At 71.9% G+C, this 12,691-nt stretch carries 15 protein-coding genes; 5 read left to right on the top strand and 10 right to left on the bottom strand.

Features of this window, described 5'->3' with window-relative positions:
• Positions 1-54 precede the first annotated feature (54 nt).
• Positions 55-591 (top strand): hypothetical protein, encoded by a 537-nt coding sequence (locus ACGFIE_RS07915; protein ID WP_393292237.1) that lies wholly within the window; start codon positions 55-57, stop codon positions 589-591.
• Between the two features lie 31 nt (positions 592-622).
• Here the strand turns inward: ACGFIE_RS07915 and ACGFIE_RS07910 are convergent, their stop codons facing one another.
• From ACGFIE_RS07910 to ACGFIE_RS07885, 6 genes are all read right to left on the bottom strand, one after another.
• Positions 623-1,060, bottom strand: coding sequence for a VOC family protein (locus ACGFIE_RS07910; RefSeq protein ID WP_393292235.1), 438 nt, complete (start codon positions 1,058-1,060; stop codon positions 623-625).
• A gap of 22 nt (positions 1,061-1,082) precedes the next feature.
• On the bottom strand, positions 1,083-1,604 hold the full coding sequence (locus ACGFIE_RS07905; protein ID WP_393292233.1) for a 2'-5' RNA ligase family protein: 522 nt from the start codon (positions 1,602-1,604) through the stop codon (positions 1,083-1,085).
• A 9-nt stretch (positions 1,605-1,613) separates the two neighbouring features.
• A complete protein-coding gene (locus ACGFIE_RS07900; RefSeq protein WP_393292231.1) occupies positions 1,614-2,786 on the bottom strand; it encodes a low temperature requirement protein A in 1,173 nt (390 codons plus the stop codon).
• A gap of 158 nt (positions 2,787-2,944) precedes the next feature.
• Positions 2,945-3,061, bottom strand: a complete 117-nt coding sequence (locus ACGFIE_RS07895; RefSeq protein WP_363688022.1) for a twin-arginine translocase TatA/TatE family subunit — start codon at positions 3,059-3,061, stop codon at positions 2,945-2,947.
• 295 nt (positions 3,062-3,356) lie between these two features.
• Positions 3,357-3,548, bottom strand: a complete 192-nt coding sequence (locus ACGFIE_RS07890) for a DUF397 domain-containing protein (RefSeq protein WP_393292229.1) — start codon at positions 3,546-3,548, stop codon at positions 3,357-3,359.
• A complete protein-coding gene (locus ACGFIE_RS07885; protein WP_393292227.1) occupies positions 3,539-4,324 on the bottom strand; it encodes a helix-turn-helix transcriptional regulator in 786 nt (261 codons plus the stop codon). Before ACGFIE_RS07885 ends, ACGFIE_RS07890 begins: the two co-directional genes overlap by 10 nt.
• 238 nt (positions 4,325-4,562) lie before the next feature.
• Between ACGFIE_RS07885 and ACGFIE_RS07880 the strand changes: the two genes are divergently transcribed.
• Together ACGFIE_RS07880 and ACGFIE_RS07875 are read left to right on the top strand one after the other, a co-directional pair.
• Positions 4,563-4,859: a hypothetical protein gene (locus ACGFIE_RS07880; RefSeq protein WP_393292225.1), complete on the top strand. Its 297-nt coding sequence runs from the start codon at positions 4,563-4,565 to the stop codon at positions 4,857-4,859.
• The gene (locus ACGFIE_RS07875; protein ID WP_393292223.1) at positions 4,856-5,092 is read left to right on the top strand and encodes a flavin reductase; all 237 of its coding nucleotides are present in this window, start codon (positions 4,856-4,858) and stop codon (positions 5,090-5,092) included. Before ACGFIE_RS07880 ends, ACGFIE_RS07875 begins: the two co-directional genes overlap by 4 nt.
• A 28-nt stretch (positions 5,093-5,120) precedes the next feature.
• Here ACGFIE_RS07875 and ACGFIE_RS07870 read toward each other — a convergent pair whose 3' ends face one another.
• A complete protein-coding gene (locus tag ACGFIE_RS07870) occupies positions 5,121-5,726 on the bottom strand; it encodes a DNA-binding response regulator (protein WP_393292221.1) in 606 nt (201 codons plus the stop codon).
• Positions 5,723-6,877: a histidine kinase gene (locus ACGFIE_RS07865; RefSeq protein ID WP_393292219.1), complete on the bottom strand. Its 1,155-nt coding sequence runs from the start codon at positions 6,875-6,877 to the stop codon at positions 5,723-5,725. The genes ACGFIE_RS07870 and ACGFIE_RS07865 overlap by 4 nt, the downstream gene beginning before the upstream one ends.
• 132 nt (positions 6,878-7,009) lie before the next feature.
• On the opposite strand from ACGFIE_RS07865, the gene ACGFIE_RS07860 reads away from it, so the two are divergent.
• Positions 7,010-7,891, top strand: coding sequence for a hypothetical protein (locus ACGFIE_RS07860; RefSeq protein WP_393292217.1), 882 nt, complete (start codon positions 7,010-7,012; stop codon positions 7,889-7,891).
• A gap of 99 nt (positions 7,892-7,990) precedes the next feature.
• Positions 7,991-9,736 carry a DEAD/DEAH box helicase gene (locus tag ACGFIE_RS07855; protein WP_393292215.1) on the top strand — a complete coding sequence of 582 codons (1,746 nt, stop codon included), beginning with the start codon at positions 7,991-7,993 and terminating at the stop codon, positions 9,734-9,736.
• 48 nt (positions 9,737-9,784) lie between these two features.
• Here the strand turns inward: ACGFIE_RS07855 and ACGFIE_RS07850 are convergent, their stop codons facing one another.
• A complete protein-coding gene (locus ACGFIE_RS07850) occupies positions 9,785-10,189 on the bottom strand; it encodes a DoxX family protein (RefSeq protein WP_393292213.1) in 405 nt (134 codons plus the stop codon).
• A 131-nt stretch (positions 10,190-10,320) separates the two neighbouring features.
• Positions 10,321-12,651 carry an endopeptidase La gene (gene lon / locus ACGFIE_RS07845; protein ID WP_393292211.1) on the bottom strand — a complete coding sequence of 777 codons (2,331 nt, stop codon included), beginning with the start codon at positions 12,649-12,651 and terminating at the stop codon, positions 10,321-10,323.
• Positions 12,652-12,691 lie beyond the last annotated feature (40 nt).

Below are 12,691 nucleotides of genomic sequence, written 5' to 3'. Positions count from 1 at the left end.
AGCGGGCGCGAGCATCTACGGAATCGGTATCCCCAGCTCAGCGAGGACGACCTCGTGCTCGTCGAGACCGCGACCCGGCAGTGGTTCCGGCTCACCGCCCGCCAGACCGGCGCGACGTTGGCGATGCCGTCGGTGGTCGCGGGCGAGCTGTGGCGGGAGCTGACCCTGCACACGCAGGACTACGCCGCCTTCTGCGACGCCGCGTTCGGGCGCCTCCTGCCCCACCAGGCGGGGTCCGCGACAGGCGGCGCCCCGCTGCTCGCCACGCTGAGCCACGGCCGCCGGGACGAGGATTGCGGCCCGACCGGTCTTCCCCTGCTGTTCCGGGTGGACCAGGAGCTCAGCATCCCGGACGGCAACCGCTACCTGGCCGACTGCGGAGGCCGTGGCGAATGCTTCCCGGCCGCCAACCGGGTCTGCCTGCAACACCTCGGGGGGCCGGGTAAACGACCCAAGCCGCGCGGCATTCGCGGCGACCTGCCCTTCAACGACGGCCGACACGGGTACGCCGGCGGCGCGGGCGAGAGCGGCGGCGGAGGCGGAGGCGGGTTCAGTGTCGGGGGCGGCGACGGCGGTGGAGGCGGCAACTGACTGCGCACGGCCGACTGCCCGACCGAACGGCCTAGAGGACGTCGAACTCGTTGCCCTCCGGGTCGGCCATCGTCACGTGGTCGGGCGTCCCGTCGAGTTCGTCCACCCGGAGCACGGCCCCGCCCGCCGCCACCAACCTGTCCACCACCGCCTGGACCCGCGGCCAGCGCACCTCGAACGGCTCCTGGCGGCCGCCGCCGGCGTGGATGTCAAAGTGCATGCGGTTCTTGACCACCTTCGGCTCCGGCACCTTCAGGAACGACACACCGGGCCGGACGCCGTTCGGGTCCTCGATGAAAGCGCCGTCGTCCCATTCTTCCTCGGGAACCTTGAAGTGGGTCTGCCACGCTTCCCAGGTGGTGAACCCCTCCGGTGGTGCGGCCGGGGCGTACCCCAGCGCGAGGCACCAGAACGCGGCCAGCTCGCGCGGGTGCGCGCAGTCGACGGTCAGCGACCACTGCTCGGACATCGCCACACGATAGACCGCAAGGTCACACCGGCGGACGGGTCAACGGGGTCACCGAACGGTCCGTGCCGTCGTAGCTGCGGGCCGCGTCGAACGAGCCCGTCGGGCGCTGCCCACCGGTCACGGCGCGGGCCAGCCGCAGGTCCGCGTCGCGGAAGCGCAGCGCCAGGCTGAGATGCGGCACCCACGCTCCCGGGGCGTGCCAGGGGCGCTGCCCAGCGGCCTCGGCGAGGACGTCCCAGACCGCCGCGTGCAGCGCGGTAAGCGCCGGTGTGGGTCGTACGAGCCAGACCAGCGGGGCGCTGCCGTCGAGGACGACTACCCGGTCGAGCGTGACAGGCACCGGCAGCGCGGCGTCGAACAACTCGGCGAGACGGTGTTCGACACAGGCCGGGAACTCGTCGACGGCGGCGAGGGTCAGATGCGGCCGGTTGGTCGGATGGATGTTGCGGGCCAGGCTGGGCAACCTGGCGGCCGCCAACCGACTCCAGGCCGTCCGGATCGCAGCGTCCAACCCCGTCGAGCAGACCAGTTCCACCGTACGCACCCCGCCACGCTAACGGGAACGGCCCTGGCCGTACGGGTGACCGGCCCCGCCGCCGGCCGCGGGGTTGACCCCACCGGCGAGCCGCGCCCGGATCGTCAGGCCGAACGCGGCGACGACGGTGATGGTCGCCGCGCCCAGCAGACCCACCGCCAGTGGCGGAAGTTGTGCTGCCACCGGGCTGAGGATCAGGCAGGCCACCACCGACGCGAGGCAGTACTTCGTCAACTGGCCGAACACCCACGCCTCGAAGATCAGCCGCCCGACGAGGAAGAGCAGGGGTCCGACCAGGATCGCGACCACGTTCCCGGTCGACATACGCCCGCCGGGCGCCTTCTGCATCAGCTCCCCGCCGATGCCGGTGAGCAGGATGCCCCCCACCATCAGCAGGTGGGTGTAGCCGGCCCGCAGGTTGGCCCGGTACGGGTCGACGGCCACGTTGATCTTCACGGCGAGGCTGGTCGTCGTCCGGTAGAAGTAGGTCCACCAGAGGAAGACGACAGTCCAGAAGGTGATCAGGAAGGCAGCGGTGTCCTCCAGGTCACGCGACGACTCCCGGTAGAAGTTGCCGGTGGCCAGGATCGTCTCGCCGAGAGCCAGGATGATGAACTGGCGGTACCGCTCGGCCAGATGGTCGCCCGAGAGACGCCACTCCCCAGCGGTGGCCCGGCCGAGCCCCGGAACCCGCCAGCGCAACACCGGCGCCGCGTAGTCGATCGCCAGCGCGCAGATCCAGAACAGGGCCCGCGCAGTGCCGTGGGACGCGGCCCCGGCGAACCACAGCGTCCCGGACAGCAGATACCAGATCACGCCCCGGACCGGCCGGCGCCAGGCAGGCGTGCCTCGTAGATAGAAGGCCATGACCAGGGTACGGCCCAGGTGAATCCCGAGGTACGCGCCCGCGAAGACGAAGGCCTGATCGCCGAACGCGTCGGGAACGTTTATCGACATCAGCAGGCTGCCGAGCATCACGCAGATGATCAGAACCTGCACGATGGGACGTTCGCAGTCGAGGCTGTCAGTGGCAAGGTTGGTGTTGTACCAGATCCACCAGAACGCGAGCAGGAAGATCACCGCGTGGAGGGCGGCGATCCAGCTCGGCTCCTCGGCCAGGGTCGACGACAGACGGCCGAGGGTGAAGATGAAGACGAGGTCGAAGAACAGTTCGACGGCACTCGACCGCACCGGATTGACCGGACCCGCCGCGACCTACCTGCGCATCAACCCATCATTACATCCAATTCGGACATAAGTGCGCGACTGGTCTTATCGCCCAGCGCGCGATCCTGCCCTGGCACCGACCGGCGGAGACCGGCTTCCGGGAGCAGGCGGGGATGCTCGGATCAGCGTCGCTCGTCAAGGTGGTTGCGGAGGGACCTGCCCGCTCCCCGCGCTCGGCGGGGTAGCCAGATCGCGCCGATCACCAGCAGGACGATCACAAGGATGAGCAGCCAGCGCATCACAACCTCCGTGTCCGGGGGCGCCTCACCACGTCCCAGGTGCAGGCTTGCTTGCCCCGCCGCCGGCCTCCGTCAAACCAGTCGGGAGCCAGAGTGCCAATGACCGTCGCTCTCATCGGCTGACGCCGCCCAGACCGAAGGCGGCACATCCAGTCGAGGTGCGAGACGCAATGACTCTGCGGTATGCCACTCACGACCACATCCGCCCCCAACGGAGGTGACCGACGGTCACCTCCGGCCGCCGGCGGGCCGCCGGTTGCACCCATCGCCCCAGCCAGGGTTGGGAATTGCTCGTCTAGTGCTGGGCTCGCGCGAAGCCGACGAAGTCTCGCCACGCCCGCGGCGCGAAGGTAAGCGTCCCGCCGTCACGGTCCTTCGTGTCCCGAACCAGGACGACGCCGGGAAGGTTGTCGGCGACCTCCACGCAGTTGCCACCGTTGCTGCCACTGCGTGTGCTCTTGTGCCACCGCGCGCCGGTCACGTCCATGATTCCGCCACTTTCCTCATCAGCTCTAAAGATTGCTGCCTCGGGAGGGCTTCGGCGCGAATCCGCTCCCACCGGCTCTCAAGAGTAGCAATGTCCTGGACCCGATCCGTGATCGTCGCGGCCAACTGACCGTCCGCACAGGCAACTCGACCCCCATCCGGCAGGTTGGCAAGCACGAATGGTCCACTCAGCCCCGAGTACATCCCCACACCCGCCGGGACGAGGTGGACCTGGACATTCGGCCTCTCGGCGATCGAGACGAGGTGCTGAAGCTGCGCCGCCATCAGCCCGCGCTGCCCCTCGGCAAACCGAGCTACGACAGCCTCGTCCAGAACGACCGTCACCAGCGGTGGCGGGGTCCGATCGAGGAGTACCTGCCGGCCAAGCCGGGACGCCACGAGGCGGTCAACCTCCTCTGCGGTCAGCGACTCGCCCACGAGGGTCACCCGCGCGTACTCCTCTGTCTGCAAGAGCCCGGGTATCCATCCTGGCTCGAACCACCGAAGAGACACCGCCCGCTGCTCGTCCTCGATCCACTCGCGGAGCCAGATCGGGGCGCCCATTTTCTCGAAGAGCCTCATATAGAGCCCTCCGGTCTGAAGTGCTTGGTCAACGGCCCTCACGTAGTCGACCTTCAGTGGACGCTGGCCGCTCTCGACGTTTCCCACATGAGCGCCCGAATAGCGGATGAGGCGACCAAATTCCTCCTGCGAGGCACCCCGCGAAACGCGCGCCGCACGTAACTCTCCCAGCAGAAATCCGATGCCGCTCTGCACTCGCCTTCACCACCCCTTCAACGTTCCGCCAGCCGCCGCCGAGCGTCCGCCCGCAGCCTTCACCCGGTCCATGCCGTCACTCAACGTCTGCTCTCGACTTCCGAGAGTAGGCGTCTCCTGTCCAGGGTGGAAGGCGAGTGGGACCGCTTCTAGGGCGCTTGCCGGGGGCGGTCTTCGCGGGGGCGCCCTCGGGCTGGCAGCCGGGGCGCCCCCTTCCAGAGGTGACAAGGAGAGAGACGTGTCGGACGGTGTTGTGCAGAATGCCCGCACGATCAGAGTCGGGGACGTCCTGTACCTGACCCGTGCCGCGAGTCCGCAGTTCGTCCGCCCGCTCACCCTGCGGGTCGTTCGGGAGCTGACCGACCGCCACACCTATCACGGATGGACGTGGGTCGAGGGGTACGAGCTGGACCCTGGCGGCCTGGCCGTGGCGAAGCGTGAGTTGTTCGTCCTCCGGGACGGGCTGCGGTGGCTGTCCGTCAGGCCTGAGCGCCGTCCGGATCGGAACTCATCGCGGACAGGGGCGTCCTGGTGAGGGGTCGACGCCTCCCCCATCTGGCGACCCGCCCCACCTGGCGCTGCCAGTCGTGCGGGATCGCCTGGCCCTGCTCGGCCGCGAAGCTGAGCCTCCTCGGTGAGTACCGCGAGAACCGGTCGGCCCTGGTGGCCTACCTGATGACCCTGCGGGACGAGGCCGCCGGGCAGTGCCACGGCACGAAGCCGGCCGACCTCGACGACCGGTTCGTCGCCTGGGCGCGATGCCGGTAACCGGGCAGAGCAGAGGGCAGCCGAAGGGTCAGAGCCAGCCGCTGTCCCGGGCGGTACGCACCGCCTCGGCCCGGTCGGTCGCGCCGAGCTTCTGCACGGCCGCGGACAGGTGGTTGCGGACGGTGCCGGTCGACAGGTGCACCCGGCGGGCGATCACCGCGACCGGTGCGCCGAACTCGGCCAGCCGCAGCGTCTCCAGTTCCCGCGGGGTCAGCGGGCACGGCGGCAGGGTCAGTGCGTCGGCGGCCAGCGACGGGTCCACGTACCGGCCGCCGGCGTGCACCCGCCGGATCACGTCGGCGAGCGCGCTCCCCGGCGCTCCCTTGGGCAGAAATCCTCGCGCGCCGGCGGCCAGCGCCTGCCGCAGGTGACCCGGCCGGCCGTGCCCGGTGAGGACCACCACCGCACACTCAGGACGGACGCGGGTCAGCTCGGCGGCCACCGCGATGCCATCCAGGCCGGGCATCTCCAGGTCCACAACGGCCACATCCGGGCGGTGCGCGAGCGTCGCGGTGACCGCCGTCGGTCCGTCCGGGGCCTGTGCCACGACGTCGATGTCCGGTTCCAGGCCGAGCAGCGCGGCGACCGCGACGCGGATCAGGTCCTCGTCGTCGGCGAGCAGGACGCGGATCACGACGGCGCCGGGACGGTGATGTCGAGGGTGAACACCGCGTCCTCGCGGTGCACCCGCAACTCGCCCCCGACCGCGGCGATCCGGTCGGCGATGCCGCGCAGGCCGTGGCTGTGCTCGTCCGGTCCTCGGTCGTCGGCGCCGTCGTTGGCGACAGTCATCCTGACCACACTGTCCTCCCGGTCGATGTCGATGCGACACCATTGGGCCTGGCTGTGCCGCAGCACGTTGGTGCCGGCCTCGCGAAGCACCGCCGCCAGTTCGGCGGCGGCCGACTGCGGCAGGTCGACCGGTGGCTGCTGCACCGTGCAGCGCACGCCGCAGGACCGCAGCACCCCCGCGACGGCGGCCAGCTGCTCACCGAGGTCGACCGCACGGTACCCGTGGACGGTCTCGCGGACCTCGGCCAACGCCGACGCGGCGAGTCGCTGCGCCTCGGCGGCCTCCCGACCGGCCCGCACCGGATCGACAGGCGCCAGTCGGGCGGCGAGTTCGGCCTTCAACGCGATCACCGTGAGGTGGTGCCCCAGCACGTCGTGCACGTCACGGGCGAAGCGCAGCCGCTCCTCGGCGGCGGCCAGTCGGGCCTGGGCGGCCTGGCCCTGCCGGGCCTCCACGAGCAGACTCCAGAACCAGACCTGGAACCAGTTGACCGCCGCCACGCCCACCCCGATCCCGCCCGTCACGGCCAGGTTCCGGCCGACGGAGCCGCCGGTCCACCAGGCCACGGCCGCCGACACGAGCAGGGTGCTGGCGGTGACCGCAAGCGCGCCCGGGAGGCGAACCAGCAGCGGCGCCATCCCCACCAGGGCGGCGCCGATCCAGGCCCAGGTGGGCCAGACCCCGGCCGCGACCGGGGCGACGAGCGGCACGGTCAGCGCCGCCACGACGATCAGACCGAGTTGGGCGCGGCGTCGCCACCGCTGCGCGAGCCACGGGGTGACCGCCGCGTACAGCACGGCGGTCTGGGCGACCGCGAACGCGAGGATGCCGACCGCGCCGAGCACGACGCGGCTGCGGTCCGGCTCCCGGGTCAGGCCGATCGCGGGCAGCAGCACACTCGCCCACACACCGGTGGCCAGCGACAGCAGCGTCGCCTGCCGAGCACGGTGCAGCCGGCGGTCCGCCCGGGGAATCACCGTCTCGCTCGCCACGCGTCGATCCTAGGACCGGCCGGCGCACGACCCACCCGTGCGAGTTGTCACGGTCGGACCGTGCGCGCCGCGCAGCTTTCCCGTGACGGACGCGCCTGCCCCTCGCACCGGAACCCCGGCAGGGTCAACGGCATGGAGAAGACACGGATGTACGCGGACACCGCAAGCCCCGTACGGCAGCCCGGGTCGCTGCCCACCGCGCAGTCGGCACCCTCCCACGGCACGCGGCGGCTGCTGTGGCATCTCGCCGAGATGGCGCTGGCGATGGTCGCCGGGATGGTGCTGCTCGGGCCGCTCTGGGAGATGGCCGGCACGGCCCTGGGCGTTGCCGGCGCACTGGCCCGGCCGGAGGTGGCCGCCCTGGTGATGGCCACGAACATGACAGTCGGCATGACTGTGTGGATGCGCTACCGGGCGCACCACTGGCGCGGGGTCGGCGAGATGGCCGCCGCGATGTACGTACCGTTCCTGCTGCTGCTCGTACCGTTCTGGGCCGGTCTGCTGGACGGCGACGCCGTGCTGCTCGGCGGACATCTGCTGATGGTGCCGGCCATGGTGCTGGTGGTGCTGCGCCACCGGTACGAACCACCGGCGGTGATACGCCGCCACCCGGCAGTGGTGGCGCTCGCCCGCCGCTGGCCGGCCGGACTCGCGCTGCTGCTGACCGCGGACCTGTGGGTCGACCCGATGGTGCTCAGCCCGTGGACGATGCTGGTGCTGCCCGGCGGGTACCTGCTGATCGGCGTGGCCCGGCGGACGCTGCGCGGGCCGGGCGTGCTCGCCACCCAACTCGCCGGCCTGGTCGTCTGGGTGGCCGTGACGCTTGTCGCGGTCGCGGCCGGCGGGCGGACCGCCGCGTGGCTGGTGGCGTTCGGGTGGCTGGTGCACGCCGGGTGGGACCTGGTCAACCACCGCACCGGCCGGGTGGTGCCGCGCGGGTACGCCGAGTTCTGCGGCGTGCTCGACACCGCCCTCGGCGGGATGATGATCCTGGCGATCCTGACCACCACCTGACCCGCCGAGCCGCCCGCCGACAAGATCCGCGGGCGGCCCGGGGGCGCTCTTGTGCCGGTCGGCGCAGCGGCCCCGACGGCGTGATGAAAGGCTTGACCCATGAGTTCCGCACCTGCACAGCACGACGCACCGACCGACGCACCGATCGACGCCGCCCCCGCCGACGCCGAAGAGGTGTACGCCTTCACCGAGCTCGGGCTGCGTCCCGAGCTGCTGGGCGCGCTGTCCGCCCTCGGCTACGAGGAGCCCACCCCGATCCAGCGAGAAGCCATCCCGCCGCTGCTCGACGGTCGGGACCTGCTGGGTCAGGCGGCCACCGGCACCGGCAAGACGGCGGCGTTCGCGCTGCCACTGCTGAACCGGATGTCGGCGCACCGCGACGGCGGGGACCCGGTGGCGCTGGTGCTGGTGCCGACACGGGAGCTGGCGGTGCAGGTGTCCGAGGCGTTCCACCGCTACGGCAAGGACCTGGGCGCGCGGGTGCTGCCGATCTACGGTGGGCAGCCGATCGGGCGGCAGTTGCGGGCACTGGACAGCGGCGTCGACGTGGTGGTGGCCACCCCCGGGCGGGCCCTCGACCACATCGCCCGGGGCACCCTGCGCCTCGGTGGCCTGGCCACGGTGGTGCTCGACGAGGCCGACGAGATGCTCGACATGGGCTTCGCCGAGGACATCGAGGCGATCCTGGAGCACGCTCCCGCCGAGCGTCAGACGGTGCTCTTCTCGGCCACCATGCCGTCGCGCATCGACGGGATGGCCCGCCAGCACCTGCGCGAGCCGGTCCGGATCGAGATCGGCCGGGAGCAGACGGTCGCGGGCGAGGCGCCCCGGGTGCGGCAGAGCGCGTACATCGTGACGCGCGCGCACAAGCCGGCCGCGCTGGGCCGCGTCCTCGACGTGGAGTCGCCCACGGCGGCGATCGTGTTCTGCCGCAGCCGCGAGGAGGTGGACCGGCTGACCGAGACGATGAACGGCCGGGGCTACCGCTCCGAGGCGCTGCACGGCGGGATGAGCCAGGAGCAGCGCGACCGGGTGATGGGCCGGCTGCGGGCGGGCACCGCCGACCTGCTGGTGGCCACCGACGTGGCGGCCCGCGGGCTCGACGTCGAGCAGCTCACCCACGTGGTCAACTACGACGTGCCGTCGGCGCCGGAGTCGTACGTGCACCGGATCGGCCGGGTGGGCCGGGCCGGCCGGGAGGGCGTGGCGATCACCCTCGCCGAGCCGCGCGAGCACCGGATGCTCAAGACCATCGAGCGGGTCACCGGCCAGCGGATCACCATCGACAAGATCCCGACCGTGGCCGACATGCGGACCCGCCGGCTGGAGCTGACCCAGGCGGCGCTGCGGGAGAGCCTGCTGGAGGACGACCTCGACCCGTTCCGGGTGATCGTGGAGACGCTCACCGACGAGTTCGACCTGATGGAGGTCGCGCTCGCCGCGGTGAAGCTGGCGCACGAGGTGACGTCCCCGGGCTCGGACGACGAGGAGGAGATCCCGCAGGCGCCGGTGCGCGGCCCGCGCGAGGGCCGGCCGGAGGCCGGCGGCCGGGGCGGCGACCGGCGCGGCGGGGGTCGGCCCCGTTCGGGTGGCGGCAACACCGTCCAGGTCTTCGTCGGGCTGGGTCGGCGCGCGGGGGTCCGCCCGCAGGACCTGGTCGGCGCCATCACCGGCGAGACGGGGATCCGCGGCCGGGACATCGGCTCGATCGAGATCGCCGACCGGTTCTCCCTGGTGGAGGTGCCGCAGGGGGTGGCCGACGAGGTGATCTCCGGGCTGCGTTCCAGCACCATCAAGGGCCGCAAGGCCACGGTCCGTCGCGACCGCGGCGGCGAGGGGCGCTGAGCGCGCCGCCGGCGACCGCCGGGGTACGACGGTCGCCGGCGCGTCAGCTCAGAAGGAGTACGGCCCGAAGCGGCCCCAGGCGACCACCGCGGCGAGGACGAGCAGCACCGCGCAGGTGATCGCGCCCTGGAGCTCCGTACGACGCTCGGCCTCCGTGTCGCGCTTCTTCCTGTCGCGCAGGTGCACCAGGATGGCGCCGATCATGACGATGACCAGCCCGACGGCGGCCAGCGGCGTGAGCACTGTGGCGATGCCGGTCAGAGCCGGCAGCACGAGCCCGACGGCGGCCAGCACCTCGACCGCGCCGAGGGCCTTGACCTGCGACGGCGGGACCGGATCGACCCAGGCCATCCGGTCGCGCAGCTTCTCCTTGGGTTGGGTCAGCTTGGCCAGGCCGGCGCCGACGAAGACGACGGCGAGCAGGATCTGGATGATCCAGAGCACCAGGTTCACGGGGGTTACCTCCGGGGACACCGCCTCGCGGCGGAGAGGTGGTTGAGGGTTCCCGCGGACTGTAGCCCCTCATGCGCGAACATCAATGACCCCCGCCGTCGGAGGACGGCGGGGGTCACTGGGCTCGGAAGTCAGACCGTGAAGAGCGCCGGTCCGTCGAGCGCCTGGACGTCGGCCGGGCGCAGCGCCAGGGCGAGCACGTCGGCCACGTCGGCCAGGGTGTGCACGGTCAGCGCCTCGCGCACCTCGGTCGGCAGGTCGTCCAGGTCCGGCTCGTTGCGCGCCGGGATGATCACCTCGGTGAGGCCGGCCCGGTGCGCGGCGAGCAGCTTCTGCTTCACCCCACCGATCGGCAGCACCCGACCGGAGAGCGTCACCTCACCTGTCATCCCGAACTCCGGGCGGACCGGGCGGCCGGTGACAAGCGACGCCAGGGCCGTCACCATGGTGATGCCGGCGCTGGGACCGTCCTTGGGCACCGCGCCCGCCGGGACGTGCAGGTGGATCCGGCGTCCCGCCAGGGCGTTCGGGTCGATGCCGAGCCGACGCCCGTTGGAGCGCAGGTACGACAGCGCGATGTGCGCCGACTCCTTCATCACGTCACCGAGCTGGCCGGTCAGGGTCAGGCCCGGCTCGCCCTCCATGCTCGTCGCCTCGATGAAGAGCACGTCCCCGCCGGCGCCGGTGACGGCAAGGCCGGTGGCCACGCCGGGCACGGCGGTGCGCTCGGCCGACTCCGGGGTGAACTTCGGCCGCCCCAGGTAGCCGGTGAGGTTGTCGGTGTCGACGCGTACCGGCGACGGGTCGGTCGCCAGCGTCACCGCCACCTTGCGCAGGATCTTGGCCAGGCCCCGTTCGAGCTGCCGGACACCGGCCTCCCGGGTGTACTCCCCCGCGATCAGCGCCAACGCCTCGTCGGCGATCTCCACCTCGTCGGCGGTCAGACCGGCCCGCTCCCGCTGCCGGGGCAGCAGGTGGTCACGGGCGATGGCGACCTTCTCGTCCTCGGTGTAGCCGTCCAGGGTGACCAGCTCCATCCGGTCCAGCAGCGGGCCGGGGATGGACTCCACCACGTTGGCGGTGGCCAGGAACAGCACGTCGGACAGGTCCAGGTCGACCTCCAGGTAGTGATCCCGGAAGGTGTGGTTCTGCGCCGGGTCGAGCACCTCCAGCAGGGCGGCGGCCGGGTCGCCCGCGTAACCGGCGGCCAGCTTGTCCACCTCGTCGAGGAGCACGACCGGGTTCATCGAACCGGCCTCACGCAGCGCGCGCACGATCCGACCGGGCAGCGCGCCCACGTAGGTGCGCCGGTGCCCGCGGATCTCCGCCTCGTCGCGGACGCCGCCGAGCGACACCCGGACGAAGTTGCGCCCGAGCGCCCGAGCCACGGACTCGCCCAGGCTGGTCTTGCCGACCCCGGGAGGGCCGGCGAGAGCCAGCACCGCGCCGGAGCCGCGACCGCCGACCACGCCGAGGTTGCGCTCGGCCCGGCGGTTGCGCACGGCCAGGTACTCCAGGATGCGGTCCTTCACGTCGGCCAGGCCGGCGTGGTCGGCGTCGAGCACCGCCCGGGCCGCGGCCAGGTCGGTGTTGTCCTGGGTACGCGTACCCCACGGCATTTCCAGCACGGTGTCCAGCCAGGTGCGGATCCAGCCGGCCTCCGGTGAGGCGTCACTGGCCCGCTCCAGCTTGCCGACCTCGCGCATCGCCGCCTCGCGGACCTTGTCCGGCAGCTCGGCGCTCTCGACCCGGGAGCGGTAGTCGGCCGAGCCGTCCGGCTCGTCCTCGCCCAGCTCCTTACGGATGGCGGCGAGCTGCTGGCGCAGCAGGAACTCCCGCTGCGACTTCTCCAGGCCCTCGCGGACGTCGCTGTTGATCTGCTCGGTGACCTCCTGCTCGGCCAGGTGGTCCTTCACCCAGCCGACCAGCAGCTCCAGCCGGGCGGTGACGTCCGGCGCGGCGAGCAGCTCGGTCTTCTGCTCCAGGGTCAACCAGGGCGCGTAGCCGGCCGAGTCGGCCAGCTCGGACAGGTCGGTCATCCGCTCCACCGCGTCGATGACCTGCCAGGCGCCGCGCTGCTGGAGCACGGAGGTCACCAGGGCGCGGTACTCGCGGGCGAGTTCCCGGGCCTTGCCGGCGGGAGCGGGTTCGTCGAGTTCGGTCGCCTCGACCCAGAGGGCCGCGCCGGGGCCGGGCACGCCGGAGCCGATCCGGGCCCGGGACAGGCCACGGACCACGGCGGCGGGCTCACCGTCGGGCAGCCGGCCGACCTTCTCGATGGTGGCGACCACGCCGACCGGGCCGTACTCGCCGTCGATGCGCGGCACGGCCAGCAGCTTGCGGTCGCCGGTCGTCCGTGCCGCGTCGATGGCGGCCTGGGTGGTCGGGTCGAGGGTCACCGGGATCACCATGCCGGGCAGCAGCACGGCGTCGGTCAGGGGAAGTACCGGAAGAGTTGCCATCGAACACCTGCTATCGCGTTGAGTTGAGCGTGTCTCACTC

It is taken from the genome of Micromonospora sp. NPDC049275 (assembly GCF_043197115.1).
Lineage (GTDB): Bacteria > Actinomycetota > Actinomycetes > Mycobacteriales > Micromonosporaceae > Micromonospora.
Note: the sequence above shows the minus strand (reverse complement) of the source record. Positions and strands in the feature narration are given on the sequence as shown.

Bases quoted from the DNA above. Each gene is read 5' to 3' on its own strand.
- ACGFIE_RS07860 (WP_393292217.1), top strand. From the start codon at position 7,010: ATGGAGAAGACACGGATGTACGCGGACACCGCAAGCCCCGTACGGCAG.
- lon (WP_393292211.1), bottom strand. From the start codon at position 12,651: ATGGCAACTCTTCCGGTACTTCCCCTGACCGACGCCGTGCTGCTGCCC.
- ACGFIE_RS07895 (WP_363688022.1), bottom strand. From the start codon at position 3,061: ATGCGCTGGCTGCTCATCCTTGTGATCGTCCTGCTGGTGATCGGCGCG.
- ACGFIE_RS07855 (WP_393292215.1), top strand. From the start codon at position 7,991: ATGAGTTCCGCACCTGCACAGCACGACGCACCGACCGACGCACCGATC.
- ACGFIE_RS07890 (WP_393292229.1), bottom strand. From the start codon at position 3,548: ATGGACGTGACCGGCGCGCGGTGGCACAAGAGCACACGCAGTGGCAGC.
- ACGFIE_RS07910 (WP_393292235.1), bottom strand. From the start codon at position 1,060: ATGTCCGAGCAGTGGTCGCTGACCGTCGACTGCGCGCACCCGCGCGAG.